The sequence below is a fragment of the Caulobacter segnis genome (genome assembly GCF_023935105.1).
GTDB classification, from domain to species: domain Bacteria; phylum Pseudomonadota; class Alphaproteobacteria; order Caulobacterales; family Caulobacteraceae; genus Caulobacter; species Caulobacter segnis_B.
Genome location: NZ_CP096040.1, coordinates 3970324 through 3990160 on the forward strand (window position 1 = coordinate 3970324; position 19837 = coordinate 3990160).

Annotated in this window: 16 protein-coding genes; 5 read left to right on the top strand and 11 right to left on the bottom strand. The window is 70.2% G+C overall.

All coding sequences use genetic code 11. The features are described 5' to 3' along the window. Positions 1-63: 63 nt before the first annotated feature. The 8 genes from MZV50_RS18590 to MZV50_RS18625 form a co-directional block, all read right to left on the bottom strand. Positions 64-3246, bottom strand: a complete 3183-nt coding sequence (locus MZV50_RS18590) for an efflux RND transporter permease subunit (protein ID WP_252630771.1) — start codon at positions 3244-3246, stop codon at positions 64-66. A gap of 3 nt (positions 3247-3249) precedes the next feature. Next, a complete protein-coding gene (locus tag MZV50_RS18595) occupies positions 3250-4413 on the bottom strand; it encodes an efflux RND transporter periplasmic adaptor subunit (protein WP_252630772.1) in 1164 nt (387 codons plus the stop codon). Continuing rightward, positions 4410-5645 (bottom strand): TolC family protein, encoded by a 1236-nt coding sequence (locus MZV50_RS18600; protein ID WP_252630773.1) that lies wholly within the window; start codon positions 5643-5645, stop codon positions 4410-4412. The genes MZV50_RS18595 and MZV50_RS18600 overlap by 4 nt, the downstream gene beginning before the upstream one ends. Positions 5646-5696: 51 nt before the next feature. Then, positions 5697-6053, bottom strand: a complete 357-nt coding sequence (locus MZV50_RS18605; RefSeq protein ID WP_252630774.1) for a hypothetical protein — start codon at positions 6051-6053, stop codon at positions 5697-5699. A 59-nt stretch (positions 6054-6112) separates the two neighbouring features. Continuing rightward, positions 6113-7150 (bottom strand): esterase-like activity of phytase family protein, encoded by a 1038-nt coding sequence (locus MZV50_RS18610; protein WP_252630775.1) that lies wholly within the window; start codon positions 7148-7150, stop codon positions 6113-6115. Further along, complete coding sequence (locus MZV50_RS18615; RefSeq protein WP_252630776.1) at positions 7147-8160, bottom strand: LacI family DNA-binding transcriptional regulator; 1014 nt, start codon at positions 8158-8160, stop codon at positions 7147-7149. The genes MZV50_RS18610 and MZV50_RS18615 overlap by 4 nt, the downstream gene beginning before the upstream one ends. Before the next feature lie 129 nt (positions 8161-8289). Beyond that, positions 8290-10656: a TonB-dependent receptor gene (locus MZV50_RS18620; protein ID WP_252630777.1), complete on the bottom strand. Its 2367-nt coding sequence runs from the start codon at positions 10654-10656 to the stop codon at positions 8290-8292. 44 nt (positions 10657-10700) lie between these two features. Next, positions 10701-10898 (bottom strand): hypothetical protein, encoded by a 198-nt coding sequence (locus tag MZV50_RS18625; RefSeq protein ID WP_252630778.1) that lies wholly within the window; start codon positions 10896-10898, stop codon positions 10701-10703. Between the two features lie 35 nt (positions 10899-10933). Here MZV50_RS18625 and MZV50_RS18630 point away from each other — a divergent pair, with 35 nt between their 5' ends. Beyond that, positions 10934-12187, top strand: coding sequence for a NupC/NupG family nucleoside CNT transporter (locus MZV50_RS18630; RefSeq protein ID WP_252630779.1), 1254 nt, complete (start codon positions 10934-10936; stop codon positions 12185-12187). A 128-nt stretch (positions 12188-12315) separates the two neighbouring features. Here the strand turns inward: MZV50_RS18630 and MZV50_RS18635 are convergent, their stop codons facing one another. Then, entirely contained in the window at positions 12316-12693 is a 378-nt protein-coding gene (locus MZV50_RS18635; protein ID WP_252630780.1) for a winged helix-turn-helix transcriptional regulator, read from the bottom strand. A gap of 86 nt (positions 12694-12779) precedes the next feature. On the opposite strand from MZV50_RS18635, the gene MZV50_RS18640 reads away from it, so the two are divergent. Beyond that, complete coding sequence (locus tag MZV50_RS18640; protein ID WP_252630781.1) at positions 12780-13400, top strand: FMN-dependent NADH-azoreductase; 621 nt, start codon at positions 12780-12782, stop codon at positions 13398-13400. Between the two features lie 27 nt (positions 13401-13427). Next, the gene (locus MZV50_RS18645; RefSeq protein WP_252630782.1) at positions 13428-14069 is read left to right on the top strand and encodes a DsbA family oxidoreductase; all 642 of its coding nucleotides are present in this window, start codon (positions 13428-13430) and stop codon (positions 14067-14069) included. 66 nt (positions 14070-14135) lie between these two features. Here the strand turns inward: MZV50_RS18645 and MZV50_RS18650 are convergent, their stop codons facing one another. Further along, complete coding sequence (locus MZV50_RS18650) at positions 14136-14969, bottom strand: carbohydrate kinase family protein (RefSeq protein WP_252630783.1); 834 nt, start codon at positions 14967-14969, stop codon at positions 14136-14138. 82 nt (positions 14970-15051) lie between these two features. On the opposite strand from MZV50_RS18650, the gene MZV50_RS18655 reads away from it, so the two are divergent. Continuing rightward, the gene (locus MZV50_RS18655; protein ID WP_252630784.1) at positions 15052-15702 is read left to right on the top strand and encodes a phosphoribosylanthranilate isomerase; all 651 of its coding nucleotides are present in this window, start codon (positions 15052-15054) and stop codon (positions 15700-15702) included. Beyond that, positions 15699-16625, top strand: a complete 927-nt coding sequence (locus tag MZV50_RS18660) for a nucleoside hydrolase (RefSeq protein WP_252630785.1) — start codon at positions 15699-15701, stop codon at positions 16623-16625. The genes MZV50_RS18655 and MZV50_RS18660 overlap by 4 nt, the downstream gene beginning before the upstream one ends. Here the strand turns inward: MZV50_RS18660 and MZV50_RS18665 are convergent. Beyond that, positions 16622-19786, bottom strand: coding sequence for an amidohydrolase family protein (locus tag MZV50_RS18665; protein WP_252630786.1), 3165 nt, complete (start codon positions 19784-19786; stop codon positions 16622-16624). The genes MZV50_RS18660 and MZV50_RS18665 overlap by 4 nt on opposite strands. Positions 19787-19837: the final 51 nt, after the last annotated feature.

Genomic DNA, 19837 nt, shown 5'->3' on the forward strand with positions numbered 1-19837 from the left:
TCTAATAGTTTGTATCGCGGATCGATCCGGCGCGTGCGCACGCCGGACCGATCCCGCGCGCCACTATTCGGCGCCTTCCCGCCCCCGCGCGCCACCGCGCCGGGCCAGCCAGACGAAGAAGGTCGGCAGCACCAGCAGGGTCAGCACGGTCGAGGTCAGCAGGCCGCCGACCACCACCGTGGCCAGCGGCTTCTGGACCTCGGCCCCAGCTCCGATCGCCAGGGCCATCGGGATGAAGCCCAGGATCGCCACCAGCGCCGTCGTCAGCACCGCCCGCAACCGGCCCACGGTCCCGTCGATCACGGCGGCGGCCACATCGGCTTCGCCGACGATCCGCTGCTTGATGCTCTGCATCAGCACGAGGCCGTTCAGCGTGGCGACGCCCGACACAGCGATGAAGCCGACCGCCGCCGAGATCGAGAATGGCATCCCCCTCAGCAACAGCGCCAGCGCCCCGCCGACCAGGGCCAGGGGAACGCAGGCGAAGACCAGCGCCGCCTCCGTCACCGAACCCAGGGCCATGAACAGCAGAACGACGATGACCAGGAACACTACCGGCACGATCAGCGCCAGGCGGGCGCTGGCCCGCTCCAGGTTCTTGAACTGGCCGCCCCACTCCAGCCACGACCCCGGCGCCGGCTGAACCTCGCGCGCCACGGCGGCCTGAGCGTCCGTGACGAAGCCGCCGAGGTCGCGACCTCGGACATTGGCTTGGACCACGATCCGCCGCTTGCCGTTCTCACGGCTGACCTGGTTGGGCCCCTCGGCGGTGTCGAAGCGGGCGATGCTAGACAGCGGGATGGCCGTCGACGCGCCACCGTCCGCGCTCTCCGAGACGACCGGCAGCTGGCCCATGGCCGCCGGATCGGCGCGCGAGGCGTCGTCCAGGCGCACGACCACGTCGAAACGGCGGTCGCCTTCCAGGATATGGCCGGCCTCGCGCCCGCCCAGCCCGATCTCCAGGGCGTCGGCCGCGTCGCTGGCGTGGACGCCCAAGGCGGCGGCGGCCGTGCGGTCGACGCTGGCGGTGATCGTCGGCTGGCCCGAGATCTGCTCGACCTTGACGTCGGCGGCGCCCGGCACCTTGCGCAGCGTGGCGGCGATCTGATCGGCGGTCTTGCTCATCACCGCGAAGTCGTCGCCATAGACCTTGACCGCCACGTCCGAGCGTACGCCCGCGATCAGCTCGTTGAAGCGCATCTGGATCGGCTGGGTGAACTCGTAGGCGTTGCCGATCAGCTTCCCAAGGTCGCCTTCCATCCGTTCGACCAGCCTGTCCTTGGACAGGCCGGGATCGGGCCAGTCCTTGCGCGGCTTCAGGATGACAAAGGTGTCCGAGGCGCTGGGCGGCATCGGGTCCGAGGCGATCTCGGCCGTGCCGGTGCGGGTGAAGACCAGGGCCACCTCGGGCTGGGCCGAGAGCACCTTCTCGACCTCGAACTGCATGGCCTGGCTCTCTTCCAGCGAGATCGAGGGCACGCGGCTGGCCTGGACCAGCAGGTCGCCTTCGTCCAGCGTCGGGGCGAACTCGCGGCCCAGGGCGAAGAAGGCGACGACGCCCAGCACCAAGGCTAGGCCCGCGCCGAGGGCCACCGCCTTGGGCCGCGCGACGGCGGCCCGCAGCAGCGGCTCGAACCGGGTGCGGACGGCGGCCATGGCCCGGGTCTCGCCATGCCCTTTCGGCTCGCGCACCACCAGGGCGGTAAAGGCCGGGACCAGGGTCAGAGACAGGACGAACGCCCCGGCCAGGGCGAACATCACCGTGGCGGCCATCGGCGTGAACATCTTGCCCTCGACGCCCTCGAAGGCCAGCAGCGGGGCATAGACCAGCAGGATGATCGCCTGGCCGAAGGCGGCCGGACGAGCCATTTCCTTGGCGGCCTCGGCAGCAATCGACAGACGTTCGCCAGCCGTCAGGTCGCGGCCCTCCTTCTGGCGACGAAGCGCCAGGCGGCCCAAGGTGTTCTCGATCACCACCACGGCGCCGTCGACGATCAGGCCGAAGTCCAGCGCGCCCAAGCTCATCAGATTGCCGCTGATCCCGAACCGTCGCATGGCGATGGCGGCGATCAGGAACGACAGCGGGATAACCAGCGCCGTGATCAGGGCGGCGCGGAAGTTCCCCAGGGCGAAGAACAGCACCACGATGACCAGCAGGGCGCCGACCGCCAGGTTATGCTCGACCGTGCGGATCGTCGCGTCGACCAGGCGGGTGCGGTCCAGCACCGGCTTGACGATCACATCCGGCGGCAGGCTGGCGGCGATGGTTTTCAGGCGCGCATCGACGCGGGCGGCGACGGTGCGGCTGTTCTCGCCGACCAGCATCAGGGCCGTGCCGATCACCACCTCGCGGCCGTTCTCGCTGGCCGAGCCCAGGCGGGGGGCATGGCCGATCGCGACCGTGGCCACGTCCGAGACCTTGACGACCGCCCCGCCCCGGCGACCGATTGGGGTGTCGGCCAGCTCGGAGAGGCTCTTCACCCGCGCGTCGGTGCGGACGATATAGGCCTCGCCGCCGCGCTGGACGTAGCCCGCCCCGGCGATGCGGTTGGAATGCTCCAGGGCCTCGACCAGCTGCGGCAGGCTGATGCCGCGCGCGGCCAGCTTGGCCGGGTCCGGATGGACGGCGTATTCCTTGACGTAGCCGCCCAGCACGTCGACGCCGGCGACGCCATCGACCGTCTTCAGCTGGGGCGCGACGATCCAGTCCTGGACCGTGCGCAGATAGGTGGCCTTCTCGATGTCGGTCCGCAGGGTCTCGCCTTCCGGCGTGACATAGACCGCGCCGGGACGGGCGGCCGCGCCCTTGAACTCGACGGTCCAGATATAGACCTCGCCCAGGCCGGTGACCGGCGGCCCCATGCTGGGCTCCAGTCCGTCCGGCAGCTTGGCGCGCGCGGCCTGCAACCGTTCGTTGATCAGGGCCCGGGCGAAGTAGAGATCGGTCTTGTCGGTGAACACGGCGGTGATCTGCGAGAAGCCGTGCCGCGACAGCGAGCGCGTCTCCACCAGGCCCGGTGCGCCGGCCAGGGCCGTCTCCAGCGGGAAGGTGACCTGCCGCTCGACCTCCTCGGGGCCAAGGGCCGGGGCGATGGTGTTGATCTGCACCTGGCGGTTGGTGATGTCGGGCGTGACGTCGATCGGCAGGCGCGACAGTTGCAGCAGGCCGAACGCGAAAAGCGCCACGGCCAGCAGGACGACGATCCAGCGGAAGCGGACCGAAAGGTCGATGAGACGGTTCAGCATGGATCAGTCCTCGTGCCCCGCTTCGCCCTTGCCGAGCTCGGCTTTCAGGCGGAAGGCGCCCTTGCCGGCGATGGTCTCGCCGCCGGACAGGCCCTTGAGGATCTCGACGGATCCGGCGGCGGTGCGGCCGGTCACCACCGGCCTGGCGCGGAAGCCCTTGGGCTCGGCGACAAACACCACCGAGCGCCCCTCGAGGCTCTGGACGGCCTCTGACGGAACGGTCGGACCGCCCTGCCCCCTGGCCAAGACCACGCGGGCCGAGACGATCGCGCCGATCTGCGGCGCGGGCGCGATGGGCTTGGCGCGGACGACAGCCGCGCCGGCGCCGAGGGCGCTGGGCGCGACGGCGACGATCCGCGCGCCGGCCTGGCCGCCATCGGGCCGCTGGACCGCGATCGTGTCGCCGAGATGGATGGCGTCGGCCGAGGCTGGCGGCGCGTCGAAGACGTACTCGACCCGGCCCTGGTCGGCGATCTCGGCGACGAGACCGCCCTGGGTCAGGAAGCCGCCGACCCGCGCGTCGATGCGGGTGACGACCCCGCCGATCGGCGCGCGCAGCACCGCCACGCCGCCGGCGCTGGGCGCGCCCTGGGCGGCGGCCTGGGCGCGGGCGGCGCGCAGCTCGGCCTGGGCCTTTTCGGCGGCGGCCTGGCTGGCTTCCCAGTCCTGACGGGCGACGACGCCGGCGTCGAACAGGCGGCGGTCGCGGGCGGCGGCGGCCTGGGCGGCGCGCGCGCCGGCCTCGGCGGCGTCGACACCCGCCCGCGCTTCGGCGCCCTCGGCACTGCGCAGGGTGGCGATCGGGCCGCCAGCAGCCACGCGGTCGCCGGCGGCGACATGCACCCGCTCGACCGTTCCTGACACCGGCGCGCCGAGGGCGGCGGCGGCGTTGGCGGCAAGGGCGACGCGGCCGGGCAGAACGAGTTCCGAGCCACCGCCGCGTCCGACCGGGACGGTCAGCACACCGGCCTTGGCCGCGTCGGCGGCCGAGAGCGCGATGAAGCCGTTTTCGTGCGGCGCTTCCTCACCGTCCTCGTGGGCGGGCGCTTCGGCCGGCGCCTTGTCGGTCAAGCGGCCGGCGCCATAGCCCAGGCCCAGGGCCGCCGCGATCGCGGTCGCCGCGCCGGCCATCATCCATCTGCGGCCATTTCCTGTAGGGGCGATCATCGGGCGTCTCCGAAAGCGATCTGTCCATTAGCCTGGGCGAGGTCCGCCGAGGCCTTGGCGCGCGCCAGGCGCGCCTCGATGTGACGTTGCCGTGCGGCGACCAGGTCGCAGCGCGCGGAGAGGAGTTCGATCAGCGGCAGCTTGCCGGCCTCGTAGCCCAGGCGGGCCAGGCGATAGGCCTCACGCGCGGCGCCCTCGCCCTCGTGAGCGGCGGCGGCGGAGCGGTCGGCGGCGCGCGCCTCGCCCTCGGCGCTGCGACGGTCGGCGGTCGCGTCGGCCTGGGCCATCAGCAGGCGGGCCCGGGCGGCGTCGGCCTCGGCCCGCGCCGATGCGACCGCGCCCCGATTGCGATCGAACAGCGGCAAGGGCAGCGAGACCCCCGCCACGGCGGCTGTGGCGTCATCGCCGGCCAACCGGCGCAGGCCGAAGCTGACCGTGACGTCGGGCGTGGCCCGGCGGCGCTCCAGGTCCAGCTTGCGGGCGGCGACCTGCTGCTCGGCCTGAGCGACGGCGACCGTCGGGGCCTCAGCCGTTGCCACCGACGCGCTCCACGCGCGGTCCAGCACGCCCGGCGTCACGGCGGTGAAGGTGCGCTCGCCGCCGGTCAGGGCCGCCAGCCGGGCCAGGGCCGCGCCCTGCTCGGCCTCGGCGCGCGACACCTCGGCCTGGGCCGCCGACGCCGCCGCCTTGGCCTGCAAGGCGCGCAGCTCGGCTTCCTTGCCGTTGTCGACCAGCAGCCGCGCCGCGCGGGCGTCGGTTTCGGCCAGGTCGACGCCGTCCTTGGCGATGTTCAGCCGCTCGCCGGCCGCCTCGGCGGTCGCATAGGCCACGACCAGGTCGCGGGCGAAGGCGACCCGCCCCAGGCCGGCGCGGGATCTGGCGGTGTCGACCTCGGCCCGCGCCGTGGCGATCCGCGCGCCGCGCTTGCCGCCCAGCTCCAGGGTCTGGCCGACCGACAGGGTGGTCTCGGCGCTTTGGAAGTCACGATAGGGCCCCTCGCCCCCGACGTTCTCGACCTGCAGATCGAGGGTCGGGTTGGGCCGGGCGCGGGCCTGGAGAGCGCGGCCCTCGGCGGCGCGCGTCTCGGCCTCGCCGACCATCAGGCGCGGGGCGGAGGCCTCGCGGAGCAGGGTTTCCAGCGGCGGCGCGGTCTGGGCCGCGGCCGCGCCGTAGAGCGCGCCGCAGGCGGCGGACGCCAAGGCCGCGCGCAGCGGCCATCGGTTCGATGACATGAAGATTCCTCGCGATGATGAGACGACGGCGCGCCAAGGGCGCGCGAGCCGTCAGGCGCGAGGCGGTCGGTCGAGGGCGGGAGGCGCGCGCGAGGCCAGGACGCAGGTCGGCGCGATGACGTGCTTGGCGACGATGGGCGCCGGGGCGGTGATCGTCAGGACCGGAGCATCGAGCAGCGAGCCGGTATGGTGGCAGTGACCGCCCAGGCAGCAGGCCGCCTTGCACGGCGCGCCGTCTTCGTGGCGCTCAGGCTGGATCGTCTGGACGGCGCTGATCTGGCTGACAGCGGCGTCCTCGGCGCACAGGCAGGCGGCCAGGCTGGTCGTGGGCGCGACGACGAGCAGCGTCAGGACGCAGGCGGCCAGAAGGCCTCCCAGGTTCCGCCACCATGTCGTCATCCGTTGCATGACGCCCTCATAGCCGCGCGGCGGCCAGTTGAGAACGCGTTACATAATCACAGCAGGGCTTAGCGGACGCTGAACACCATCACGCGCGCGGCCTCGGTCGGGTTGAAGTTATCGTCGGAGAACAGCACCAGCGTCCGGCGTCCGGCCAGGTCGCGCCCCCAGGCCATGGCCTCGAGATTGGCCCCAGCGCCAGGCAGGCGATCGAAATTGACCAGCAGTCGCTTGGCCATCACGCGAGGCGCGGCCCCCTCGCTCAGGCTGGCGCGGGTGACGACGTCCTCGCCGCTCCGCGCGTCGACCAGATAGAGCCGGCAGTGGTAGGTGAAGCGCCCCTGCCTGTCCTCGACGCCCGAACGCTCCAGCACCAGGAGCTGGCGATCGTCGACCGCGAGGATCTCGCTGACGCCGTTGTCGCCTCGCCGCGTCGGCGCGGCCTGGATCGGGTCCAGACGATAGGCGTATTGCGCGCTGATCCGCCCTTCGCGATCCAGCCGTGTCATCCGCGTCAGCCCACCTTGGGCGACGGTGCTGACCGGCCCGTCTCGAACCAGCGGCGCCTCCATGGCCAGCCACAGCCAGCGGCCGTCTGGCGAGAAGCTCAGCCCCTCGAAGGTCAGGTTCGGCCGCGCGCCCGTCGGCGTGAAGCGGAAGGCCGGCGGCGTCGGGATCGTCCCCCTGGCCGTTCCGTCGCGGCCCATGCGGCGCACGGCCGGATCGAAGCCACGCGGGGCGTCGCCCTCGGTCGCCCAGACCAGATCGCCGGTCCGAGGGTCGATGCGCAGAGCCTCCGCATCGGGGCGCTCCCCTTGCGCCGCGGAGAAGGTCGCGTCGTCCGCGCGGCGCAGGGGGACCTGCCGCGTCAGCCGCAGCCTCTTCACGCCGCCGGCGTCATAGTCCAGCCGTCCGACGAAGAACCGGGCCGGCGCCTTTTCGGAGCGGTCGTCGGAGATCATCAGCCAGTCGCCGGTGCGGCTGTCGTAGTCGGCGCCCGAGATCCCGCCGAACGGCGCGCCGTCGACGTTCAGGTCGCGGGGCAGATCCAGCGTCCCGACCAGCTTCAGGGCCAGCGCGAGGCCGAGAGCCGCGCCGAGATTCACTTGAGGACGCGCACGGACTCGCGCTCGACCAGTTCGACGTTGAACACCACCCGGCGGCGCGGCTCGGCGCGTGCGCCCATGCGGCGGATCAGGGTCTCGACGGCGGCGGCGGCCATGTCCTCGACCGGCATGTCGATGGTGGTCAGGGCGGGCGTGTGCAGCTGGGCCCAGGGGATGTCGTCGAAGCCGACCACCGAGACGTCGCCGGGCACCGACAGGCCCATCGACCGGATGTGGCGCATGGCGCCGATGGCGATAAGGTCGGCGCCGGCGATTACCGCCGTGGCGCTCCGGCGCTCGAGGGCCTCGGCGACGGCCGGCTCGAGATCGAGCGAGAAGGCGTTGTGGACGTGCCAGGTCAGGTTGGCGCGCTCGCGGATCGCGGCGATCGCCCCCTCGGCGCGCTGGCGGGCGCTGGACGCCGCGTGCGGGCCGGAGATCACCCCGATGTTGACGTGGCCCGCCGCGATCAGGTGCTCGGCCGCCAGACGCCCGCCCTCGGCGTAGTCGGCCTGGATGACGTCATAGCCCGGAAGGTTGCGGTCCAGCACCACGGTCGGCACGCCCTCGATCAGCTTGCCCACCGGACCGTCGTCGGCGATCGGGAACCAGATCACCCCGTCAACGCCATGGTCGACCAGCAGGCTGACCGCCCGCTGTTCGGCCTCGGCCGAGCCTTCGGTGTCGGTCAGGAAGACGCTGTAGCCGTGGGCCCGCGCGGCCTGGATCACCACCTGGGCCAAACTGGGAAAGAAGGGGTTGGTCAGGTCCGGCAGGATCAGGCCGATGGCGCCCGTCTTGCCGGTCTTCATCGCCTTGGCGCTCTGGTTGGGCCGGTAGCCCAGTTCGGCGGCGACCTTGAGGATATGCTCGCGCGTGGCCTCGCCCACCGAGCCGGCGCCATTGATCGCGTAGGAGGCGCTGGCCAACGACACGCCGGCGGCCTTGGCGACCTCCTTGAGCGTGGCCCTGCGGGGGGGATCGATCGACGGCGGGTCGGACTTGGCCATGCGGGATTTCCGTTGCTCGTCCTGGAGGTGAAAGCTTTCAGGGCCAGCGTCAAGAAAGGATCGGGGCGGATCCGAAGACCCGCCCCTCGAAGGACGCCGAACAAGGGGTGACGGCGCCCCGCGTCCGGATCAGAAGCGTGCGCGCACCGAGACCGTGTAGGTGCGCGGCATGCCCACGAAGTAGCGGTCCAAGGTGCGGTTGTTCGGCGATGCGGCGGTGTAGCCGAACTCCGGCTGGGTGGCGGTCGAGCCGCTGACCGCGCCGATGTATTCTTCGTCGAACAGGTTATCGACGTTGAACTGGAACCGCAGGTCTGGGACGCCGGCGCGCTTCAGGTCATAGGTCGCGGTCAGCCCGACCAGCGTGTAGCCGTCGATCATCTCGACGCCGATCTCCTGGAAGGTGGTCGGGGCCACGATGTGGCCGCCGACCCGGTCGCCGACATAGCGGACGTTGGCGTCGAGCTTCAGCCCCGCCAGCGGCTTCCAGCCGACCTGGGCGAAGACGCTGTTCTTGGGAATGTCGCGCACGCCCGCCCCGCCGATCACGGCGACGGAGGCCAGGGCCTTGCGCGCATCGCCGCCGACCGCCGGGTTGTCGTGCTTGGCGTCCTGGCGCGAGTACGAGCCGTAGAGGTCGATCGAGCCGAAATCGTAGTAGCCGGTCAGCTCCACGCCCTTGGTCTTGATGCCGGCGATGTTGACCGCCTTGGTCGCGACGTTGCCGCGGACAATCTCCTCTGGGTCCAGGACGGCCGTCGGGTCACGGGTGACGATGCCGACGTTGTTCTTCAGGTCGACGTCATAGGCCTGGATCGAGAAGGCCATGTTCGGCTTCACGTAGCGCAGGCCCAGGTCCAGGTTCTCGGTCTCGACCGGATCCAGATCCTTGGGGTTGATCACCGCCGTCGAGCCCAGGAAGGCGTCTTCGGGGATGCCGGCGAAGTTCTTGGCGTAGCCGCCGAACAGCTCCCAGGCGTCGGTCAGCTGATACGTCGCGCCGATCTTCGGATTGATGTCCGAGTGCTGCGAGAACTTGACGTTGGCCTTGTATTCCAGCGGCGACTTGGCGTCATACTTCACGTCGTACCAGGTCAGGCCCAGATCGACCTTCAGCTTGTCGTTCAGGGCCCGGAACTCGTCCTGAGCGTACAGCATGGTGGTCTCGACCGAGGCCGAGCGCTCGTACTCGACATAGTTCAGCTTGGAACGGTCGTAGGCGATGCTCTGGGCCGAGTTGAGGATCGGGTAGAAGTTGCGCTTCTCCGTGGAGTCGCCGCCCTCCCACCAGCCGCCGAAGCGCAGGGCATGGCCGCCGAAGCGGGCCTTGAACTCGCCGGTCACGCCGTAACGATCGCGGTCACGCGGCGTGACGCGCATGTCAGCGGGACCGCCGACCACGTTGCTGTTGCGCAGGGTGGTCAGGGTCGGACGCACGGCGCCGCCATTGGCGTTATAGCTGGTCACCGCGCGCGGATTTCCGCCGGTCAGGATGCGCTGGCGATCCTGGTAGCGGAACGACTCGCCTTCCAGGTTCTGGTAGTATGGATTGACGTCGAAGCTGAGCGTGTCGCTGAGCACGAAATGACTGTTGGCGTAGGCCAGCCAGTCCTTGCGCCAGCCGCCCAGGGCCCCGCCGAAGTCGATGTCCTTGGCCGGGATCCCGGTGATGGCGTCCAGGGCCCGGTCGCTGCGCGGCGACGCCTCGAACTCGCCCTTGGTGACGATGTTGAAGTCGTTGTCGGTCTGGTCATTGTACGAGACTCGCGCCTTGACGAACGAGCCGTTGTCGAAGGCCTTCACGACCTTCAGCTCATAGTGGTCGCGCTCGCTGCCCCGGCTCTTGCGGCCCGCCCAGATGTCGTTCTCCTGGTGCGAATAGGTCAGATAGCCCGACAGACCCGGCGCGATCTCGCCGCTGTCGATCCGGCCGTAGATCCGGCGGAAGTCGAACGAGCCGACGCCCGCCTCGACCGTGGCGCCGAAGTCCTTTCGCGGGGCGTCGGTGACGAAGTCGATGAAGCCGCCCAGGGCGAAGCGCGACGGCGCGCCGATGTCGCCCGCGCTCTGCGAGACGGTGATCTTGCCGATATTGCTGCTCTCGATGAACCGCTGCGGCGGCGAGCCGCCGTTGAAGCGGCTGTCGCCGGTCGGGATGCCGTCCAGGGTCAGGCCGATCTGCTCGTCGCCCAGGCCGCGCATATAGATCTCGAACGAGAAGCTGCCGCCCCGCGCGTCGCCGGTCGAGACCTGGACGCCGGGCACCTTGACCAGGGCCTGGGTGATCTCCGCGCCCAGCGGACGCTCCTGGATGTCCTCGGCGCCGATCGTGAAGGTCGCGCGGGCCAGGCCCGAGCCGAAGCGCTCGGCGGTGACCACCACCTCGTCGATGGTGTCCGCGGCCGGAGCGGCCGGCGCCGCGGCCTGTTGCGCCATGGCGGGCGCGGCCATGACCAGGCACAACGCGCTCGAAGCCAGCCAGATGGACGTCTTCATGTTCAAAGCCCCCTCAGGTCCGCCTCGGCGGATGTCGGTACTATTTAGTGAAACGTTTCATATTCGAATTCAATGACAATTTCATCACAGGCGGTCACGCCGGCCACGGCGCCCCATCGTGCGTCACCCTTTGCTATTTCGCGGGTTTTCCGGGCATTTTCCTCAATGCACGCCATCAGAGGCCTCGATCCACCGATGACGTTCGCCTTCGGATTGCACGCTATTTCCTTGAAACGTTTCACTCTATAGACTCGTCGAACGCTTGGTCGGAGGGGACATGCCGGACAACGAAACCGCGCGGGCGCTGCTGGGCGTCGTCGTGTTCCTGGCCCTGGGCTGGCTGCTGTCGGAGAACCGGCGCGCCCTGCCCTGGCGGCCTGTGCTGATCGGTCTGGCCTGCCAGGTCGCCCTGGCCCTGCTGCTGACCAAGGTCCCGGCGATCACCGCCGCCTTCGCCGCCGCCACCCACGCGGTCGACGCCCTTCAGGCCGCGTCGAGAGCCGGCTCCAGCTTCATGTTCGGCTATCTGGGCGGCGGCCGCGCGCCGTTCAGCGTCGAGGATCCCGGCGCGGCCTTCATCTTCGCCTTCCAGGCCCTGCCGGCCATCCTGCTGGTCGGGGCGCTGTCGGCCCTGCTGTGGCATTGGAAGGTGCTGATCTGGATCGTCCGGGCGGCGGCCTGGGCGTTCGGCAAGCTATTCGGGGTCAGCGGCCCCGTCGGGGTCTCGACCTCGGCCTGCGTGTTCCTGGGGATGGTCGAGGCGCCGCTGCTGATCAAGCCGTTCCTGCCGCGCCTGACCCGGGCCGAGATCTTCATCATCATGGTCGACGGCCTGTCGGTGATCGGCGGCTCGATGATGATCGTGCTGGGCTCGCTGATCTCGGCCAAGGTGCCCAATGCGTTCAGTCACCTGCTGATCGCCTCGCTGATCAGCACGCCCATGGCGATCGGCATGGCTCGGCTGATCATCCCTGGCGAAAGCAGCGCCGCCCACGAGCCGATCGTGCTGGCCAGCCCCTATCGCAGCAGCCTCGAGGCCCTGACCTTCGGCACGCTGGACGCGGTGAAGATGGTGCTGAACATCGCCGGCCTGCTGATCGTCTTCGTCGGCCTGATCGCCCTGATCAACATGGGTTTGGGCGCCATTCCTCACGCTGGAGCGCCGCTGACGCTCGGCGCGATCCTGGGCTGGCTGCTGACGCCGATCGTCTGGCTGACCGGCGCGCCGCTGTCGGACCTGCAGACCGTCGGCGCCATTCTAGGCACCAAGGTCGCCGCCAACGAAGTGGTGGCCTACAGCGACATGATGGCCCTGCCGCCAGGCGCCCTCACACCCAAGAGCCTGTTGATCCTCACCTACGCCCTGGGCAGCTTCGGCAATGTCGGCAGCGTGGCGATCCTGATCGGCAGCCTGTCGTCGATGGCTCCCGACAAGGTCGGCGAGGTCGTCGAGCTCGGCTTCAAGGCCCTGGCGGCGGCGTTCCTGACCATCTGCATGACGGCGACGATCATGGGACTGATTGGGGGCTGATCGGGGTCGAGGTCGGCCGCATACTGCTCCGCCCAATAGGACGCGGGCGCGTGGTCGATGCTGAACGTCCGCGCCATGCGCCATTGGCCGTCATCGCCAAGCTTCCACAGGATCGAGAACCGCGCCAACTAGCCGGCGTCGTATCGGACGCGGGCGCCTTTGATGTTCTCCTGGTTGTTGTTCGCCCACGTCACCAGCGCCATGACGGGCGCGAGAAGCGTCCGCCCTACATCCGTCAGCTCGTAGTCGACGCGCGGCGGAATAGTGGGAAACAAGGTGCGCTTCACCAGCCCGTCGCGTTCCAGTCCGCGCAGGTTAATCGTCAGCATCCGTTGTGAAATGCCGTCGATCCGACGCCGCAGTTCATTGAACCGCACGGGCCCGTCCTTGAGCGTCGCGATGATGTACAGGGTCCACTTGTCGCCGATGAGATCAAGGATTTCCCGAACCACCCGGCAGTCGTCACCTTCGCCGGGGGTAGGAAAATCAATGTCACTAAGGGTCATCGGAGTGCCTTCTTGCGAGCGACTGGGCAGTCACTTTAATAGCGCTGGTAACAAGAATTTACCGCCCTGTTCCCATCGGAGCAATCATGACCAGCATCCTCCTCGTGACGTCCAGCCCGCGTGGCGCAGAAAGCCTGTCCACCCGTTTCGCGACCGAGATCGCCGAAGGCCTCAAGGCTCGCTTGGACGCCGCCCTTGTGACCCGCGATCTCGCGGCCAACCCGCCGCCGCATATCGCGCAGGCCTACATTCACGGCCGCGTCACGCCCCCCGAGGCGCGCACGCCCGAGCAGGTCAAGGCGGTCGCCCTCGCCCAGGAGCTCGTCGATGAGGTGAAGGCCGCCGACGTGATCGTCTTGGGTTCGGGCATGATCAATTTCGGCCTGTCCTCGCAGCTCAAGGCCTGGTTCGATCATATCACCTGGCCGGGAGTGACCTTCGGTTATGGCGAAGCCGGCGGGCCGCAGGGGTCGCTGACCGGCAAGAAGGTCTATCTCGTCACCGCTGCGGGCGGGGTCTTTTCGGAGGGCGACTGGGCGCCCTTTGATTTCCAGACCGGCAATCTACGCCACCTCTTGGGCTTCATCGGCCTGACGGACGTCGAAATCATCCGCGTGGAAGGCACCGTCTTCGGGCCCGAGGCAGCCAAGGCCGCTATCGCCGCCACCGAAGCCCAGGTTCGCTCGGTCCTGGAAAAGGCCGCCTAACGGCGGGCGAAGCAGAGCAATCAGATCATGCTGCGGATCGATCTTTACACCGAGATCACCTGTCCCTGGTGCATCATTGGGCATCACCGTCTCGACAGGGTCCTGGCGGAACGCTTCCCTGATCTGGACGTGGATATCCGCCAACATCCAGTGCTTCTGCTCCCCGATGCGCCAGCGGAAGGCCTCTACATTCCCGACCTTCTCCGCGCGCGCTACGGCGTGACGGATCCGAAGGCGTCGTTCGCCCGGCCCGAGGCGGAAGCAAGGGCGTCCGGCCTTGACCTCGACCTTAGCCGCCAGCCCTGGACCTACAGGACGCAGGCGGCGCACGGGCTCATCCTCGCGGCGCGAGCACGCGGTACGCAGCACCGGCTGGCGGTCGCGATCACCGACGCCCATTTTCTGGAAGCCAGGAACATCTCGGACGCCGATGTGCTCGCGGACATCGCCATGGCCCATGGGTTCGAACGCGAAGAAGCCCGCGCCATAGCGCTCGATCCCGAACAATACCGACGCGTCGAGCAGGAGGCCGTCCGATCGACGGCGGCCGGGGTCAGGTCCGTTCCTCACTTCGTCTTCGGCGGACGCATCGCCATCAACGGGGGACGCAGCGAAGACGAAATCGCGTCGGCGATCCGCGAGGCCGCCGGCGCCGCCGCGTCCGCCTGACAGCGATCTGGCCAGGCCCGGCAGGCGGCGAGCAGGCGCATGCAACGTCCGTGAGCCGCCGGTCGGTCATCGCCTCCCCGCCAGCAGCGCGCCCGCCGCCGCGATGCCGGCCTGCGCCGCCGCGCGGGACGAGCCGCCACCGACCAGCACCGCCAGAGCCGCGCCCGCGAAGGTGTCGCCCGCGCCGGTGGCGTCGTCGACGGTAAGGGTGGCGACCGGCAGCGCGAACGCCTCTCCCGCCGCCTCGACCCGCACGCCCTCCGCGCCGCGTGTCTCGAACAGCAACTGACCGGCCGAGGCGGGGTCCTCGCGTCCGGCCTCCAGCCAAGCGCGTTCGCCGGCGTTGCAGAACACCACGTCCGCTCGCCGCGCCAGCCGCGCCACGAGGTCCGGCGGAAAACAGGCCGGGTCATCCTTGGCGATCCAGGCCAGGCGAGTGGCGGGCGAGACCGTGTCCAACAGGCGGCTCAGGATCCCAGGCGGACCGGCGGCGATCGCAAGCCAGGACGCCTTCGCCGCCAAGCGCTTCTGGCCTTCGGTCAGCGCGACGGGTCCGGGCCGCAGCAGGCAGCCATAGGTTCCGTCCGCGTTGTAGATCAGCAGGCAGCGGGTCGAGGGCGCATCGGGCATGGTCGCCACGCCTTCCAGCGAGACCCCCACCTGGCGGCAGGCGTCGCGATAGGCTTCGCCGTCCCCGTCGTCGCCGATCCAGGTCAGGGGCGCGGCGCCGACGCCAGCGCCCGCCAGGGCCGCGCCGGCGAACAGCGCCGCGCCGCCGGCCCGGGGCCAAGCGTCCGCCGCGCCCTGGCGCATCAAGAGCGTGCCGCGCCCCGTGAAGTCACCCTCGACCCGCGCCACGTAGTCGAGCGTCGCGAAGCCCGCGACTACCACCGCCACCATGCGAAGACCTCCTTGCCTACCTCACTTGACTGAAACGTTTCACTTGCTAGTTTGCAAGGAGATTTCTTTATCGGATCGCGCCATGCAGCCCCCCTGTTTCATCGCCTTCACCGGCGTCGATCGTCTCGACCTGCTGCCCGGCATGCAAAGGCTTTCGGACCGTTATCCGATCGAGTGGGGCGTGCTGGTCGACCCGGCGCAGGAGGACAAGGCGTTGTTCCCGGATGCCCCGACCCGCGCCGCCCTGCTAGCCTCGCGCGAGCTGCGCTGGGCCGCCCATGTCTGCGGCGCGGCGGCCCGGACGATCGTCGCCGACCCGATGACCGCGCCCCTTGCCCCCGCCGGCGTCCAGCGCGTGCAGGTCAATCACGGCTTCCAGGGCAGCGACGCCGCCCAGGTGGCCGCCACGCGCGCCTATGGCCGCCGCCTGGGCGTGCGCACGGTGCTGCAAAGCCAGGGCGACTTCCCGGCCGAGGCCGGCGTAGACTGGCTGTTCGACGTCTCGTTCGGAACCGGCGTCCGCCCGGATCGCTGGCCCGCGCCGCCCGCCGCCGACGGCCCGTTCGGCGGCTACTCCGGCGGCATCGCCCCCGACACGGTCGGCGACATCCTGGCCCGTATCGCCGCGCCAGCGGGCGCGCTCTACTGGATCGACATGGAGTCGGGCGTACGCACCGATGGCGTCTTCGACCTGGCCAAGTGCGAAGCCGTCTGCCGCGCGGTCTACGGATGAGCGTTGCGCCCCGGCTGGTGATCCTGGACACCGATCCCGGCGTCGACGACGCCCTGGCCCTGCTCTATCTGCGCGCCCGCCTCGACCTGAAGCTGCTGGCGATCACCACGGTGTTTGGCAACGCCGACGTCGAGACCACCACCCGCAACGCCCTGTGGCTGCGCGCGCGGCTGGGGCTGTCGGCGCCCGTCCACCCGGGCGCGGCGGCGCCGCTGAGCCGCCCCCGGGGTCGCGCGCCGGTGCATGTGCACGGCGAGAACGGCCTGGGCGACATCGACCTTTCCGGCCGCGACCTACCGCCGCCAGACGCGGGCGCGGCCCACGACCGGATCGTCGAGCTGGTCCGCGCCTATCCCGGCGCCGTGACCCTGGTGGCGATCGGCCCGCTGAGCAACCTGGCCCTGGCCCTGCGCGCAGCCCCGGACATCGCCGGCCTGGTCGCCGGGGTGACGATCATGGGCGGCGCCTTCGGGCGCGGGAACGTCACGCCCTACGCAGAGGCCAACATCCACAACGATCCCGAGGCCGCCGCCGAGGTGCTGGCCGCGTCCTGGCCGGTCACCCTGGTTCCGCTGGACGCCACCATGGCCTGCGTGCTGACCGACACGGCGGCCCACGACCTAGCCCGGGACGGCGGCGACGCGGGACGCTTCGCCCTGGAGGTCACGCGCGGCTACGCGGCCGCCTATGCGCGTCACGAGGGCCTGGACGGCTGCGTGCTGCACGACGTCGCCGCTCTGGTCAGCCTGACCGCGCCCGAGCTGTTCTCGCCCCGCTTCGCCCCGGTAGCGGTGACTACGGAAGGCGAACGGGCGGGCCAGACCGCCTGGGCCGCCGGAGACTCGCCGACGCGGGTCCTGCTAGGCGTCGACGGCCCGCGCCTAGCCGAGCATTTCGGCCAGGCGATCGCCTCCGCCGACTAGACCCGCAGACTGAAGGTCGAGCCGAGGCCGCACGCGCCGTCGCAGCACGAGGCGCGGGCGTCGGCCAGGAAGTCGGGCTCGTGCCACCAGTATTCGGCCGAGGCCTCGCAGACGAAGCGCCGTTGACTCCCCACGGTCGCGTGCTGGGCGTGATCCGCGAAGGGCCCGATCAGGTCGTCGACGCTGTAGACCTCGCCATGCTTGACGACCGTCACGACCTTGGCGGCGTCCTCGACGCGGGCCAGAGGATCGCCGTCGACCCACACCAAGTCGGCGTAGTTGCCCGTCGCGATCGAACCCAACGGCTCGTCCAAGTACTCGGCCGAGGCGCTAGTGGCGGTGACCAGGGCCTCGTAAGGCGTCATGCCATATCGGGTCATGGCCCGCAGGTTCATGTGCAGGCTGACGGCGTTGAAGTCGATGGGCGAGTCCGTGCCCGTGGTGATGCGGCCGCCCGCCCGGACGGTGCGCGCCACCTCGGCGACGTTGCGCGACAGCGAGGCCAGGATCGTGGTGCGGTCCATGCCGGCCATCTGCTTGGCCCGCTCCAGCAGGCGCGCATATTCCCACGGCGGATACAGCGCCTTGATCCGGACGTCGTCGACCAGCGAACGGTCGTCGCCCAGCAGGGCCGTGGAGGTAAACAGGGTCGGCGTCCGCGCGGCCTTGCTGGTCACGAAGGCGGCGTTGACGTCCTGGTAGATGTTCCCCAGGGCGCTGACCGTGCGCGAATAGCCCGTGCGACTGGTCGCCCCCAGGTGCTCCATGCCGTCCATGCCCAGGCCCAGGGCCGGATAGTGATAGTGCGAGGTCAGCGGCAGCCCCTTGGCGTGGGCCCAGGCGATGACTTCTTTCTGGCGCTCGCCCGACAGCCGGACGTAGGTCTTGATCAGGTCGTAGGACAGCGCCTCGGCCCGCCGCAGCTCCAGCGCCATCTGGCCCGGTTCGGTGACCGGCCGCATGAAGTTATAGAAGATCCGCGAGCCGTCGATCGCCTCGCCGGTAGCGTAGTAGCGCGGGCCAACCCGCTTGCCGGACTCGATCGCCTCCTGGTCCTCGACCGTATGATAGGCCGGGCCGCCGGGCGAGCGGGTGGTGGTCACACCCAGCGACAGCCAGAGCCGCCCTTCCCGGTCGCCGTAGCCGTAACCCTGCATCTGGCGGTGGGTGTGCATGTCGATCAGGCCGGGCATCACCGTGCCGGTCGGCGCGTCGATCACCTTGACGTCGGCCGCCACCGCGCCGCGCGGGGCGACGCCGGCGATGCGGCCGTCGGAGATCATCACGTCGACGTTCTTGCGGAGTTCCGGCGACTTGCCGTCCCAGAGACTGGCCGCGCGAACCACCATCCGCCCCTTGGGCCGGACATTGGCCCAGGTCAGGCCGTGCGGCACGGTCCTGGGCGCCCCGCCGGACGCGGCGATCAGCTTCAGCTGACCGGCCGAAACATAGATCAGGCTCTTGCCGTCGCCGCTCCAACTGACGGCGTCGGTGACCTCGTCGTTCAGCGCGTTGGGCGGGCCCAGGAGCTTGCCGGTCTCGTCCACCGGCGACAGGTGCAGGCGGCTGGCGAAAACATAGGCCAGGCTCTTGCCGTCCGGCGACCAGGCCGGTCCGTCGTCGCCACGCGTGCCCAGCGAACGATCGGGCAGGATCGGGGCGTAGGTCCCCTTCCCGCTCGCGAGGTCGACGGTCAGGATCTCGCTGAGCCCCTCACGGAAGCGGGCCGAGTAGGGTTTGAAGGCGGCGTAGGCGATGGTCTTGTCGCCCGGCCCCCAGGTCGGCTTGCCCGGTTCCCAAAGGTCGCCATAGACGCGGCGGGTCTCGCCGGTCGCGGCGTCGGCCACGAACAGCCCGCCGTTCTGGCTGAGGAAGGCGATCGACTTGCCGTCGCGCGACCAGGCGCTGGACACCGCCGCGCCGTCGAAATGCGTGAGCTGGCGGCCGACGCCGGTGGCCATGTCGCGCAGCCAGATGTCCAGCGCGCCGCCCTTGTCGGTCGAATAGGCCAGGGTCTTGCCGTCCGGCGACCAGGCCGGGTCGACCTTGCTGAAGCCGTCCTTGATCAGCGGTTTGGCGGGACCACCGCCGATGTCGAGCAGATAGAGGTCGTTCAGCGCCCGGAACACCACTTGGCGACCGTCCGGCGACAGGGCCGGGCTGCCGATGCCGACCACCGGTCGGGTCTTGGCCGACAGGAAGTCGCGGCTCTTCTTGACGTACCGCGGCGACAGCACTGGAACGGTCGCGGTGAAGGCCACCACCTTGGCCTCGCCGCCCGGCCCACGCAGCTTGATCTTGCCGTCGGCCGTATAGGCGAACGCGCCCGAGGCCAGCCACGAGACGCGGAACGGGAAGACGTCCTCGCCCCCGACCGCCACGCCGGCGGCGTTGCGCAGCTCGGCCTTGCCGTTCTCGATGGCGGTGAAGATCACGTCGCGGCCGTCCGGCGTGAAGGCCGGGCTGGCCAGCGAGGCGGCGTTGAAGCGGTCGGCCGAGGCCTTGACCTGGGCCACGGTCCGGCGCGCGCCATCCAGGCCCTGGATCTCGATCCGGACCTTGTCGACGGTGAAGACGATGCTCTTGCCGTCGGGCGCCCACGACGGCTCGAACTCGTCGCCGGGGCCTGCGCTGAAGGCGGTGATCCCGCCGCTGGCGACGTCCAGCAGATGCACCGCGTAGCGACCGCCGCGATCGGACGAAAAGGCGATCGTGTTGCCATCCGGCGACCAGCGCGGCTCGCGGCAGTCGAACGGACCCTTCGTCAGTTGCTTCAGCCCTTTGCCGTCCGCGCCGATCGTCCAGACGTGGAAGTTGCCGTCGCGGTAGGACTGGAAGGCGATGGTCTTGCCGTCCGGCGACCAGTCGGGCTGGGCGATCTCGAAGATCTCGTCCGTCAGCCGCCGCGCCGGCCCGCCCTCGATTGGGACCAGCCACAGCATGGCGTAGACGTCGAACGCCACGGTCTTCCCATCGGGAGAAACCGTGGCGCAGATGTTGGTGCCTTCGCTGGCCGTGACGTTGCGGGCGTCATTGGCCAACGGCTGGTCGGCCTTGGCCCCGGGCGGCGTCAGGGCCGCGACGCCCGAGGCGGCGATCGCCCCGCCGCCGATCGAGAACAGACGGCGACGGCTGACGCCGCGCTTGGAGCTCTTGGTCATCGTCAACTCGCAAAAAGGGCCGGTCCGGGGGCTGCCGGACCGGCCAGGGCC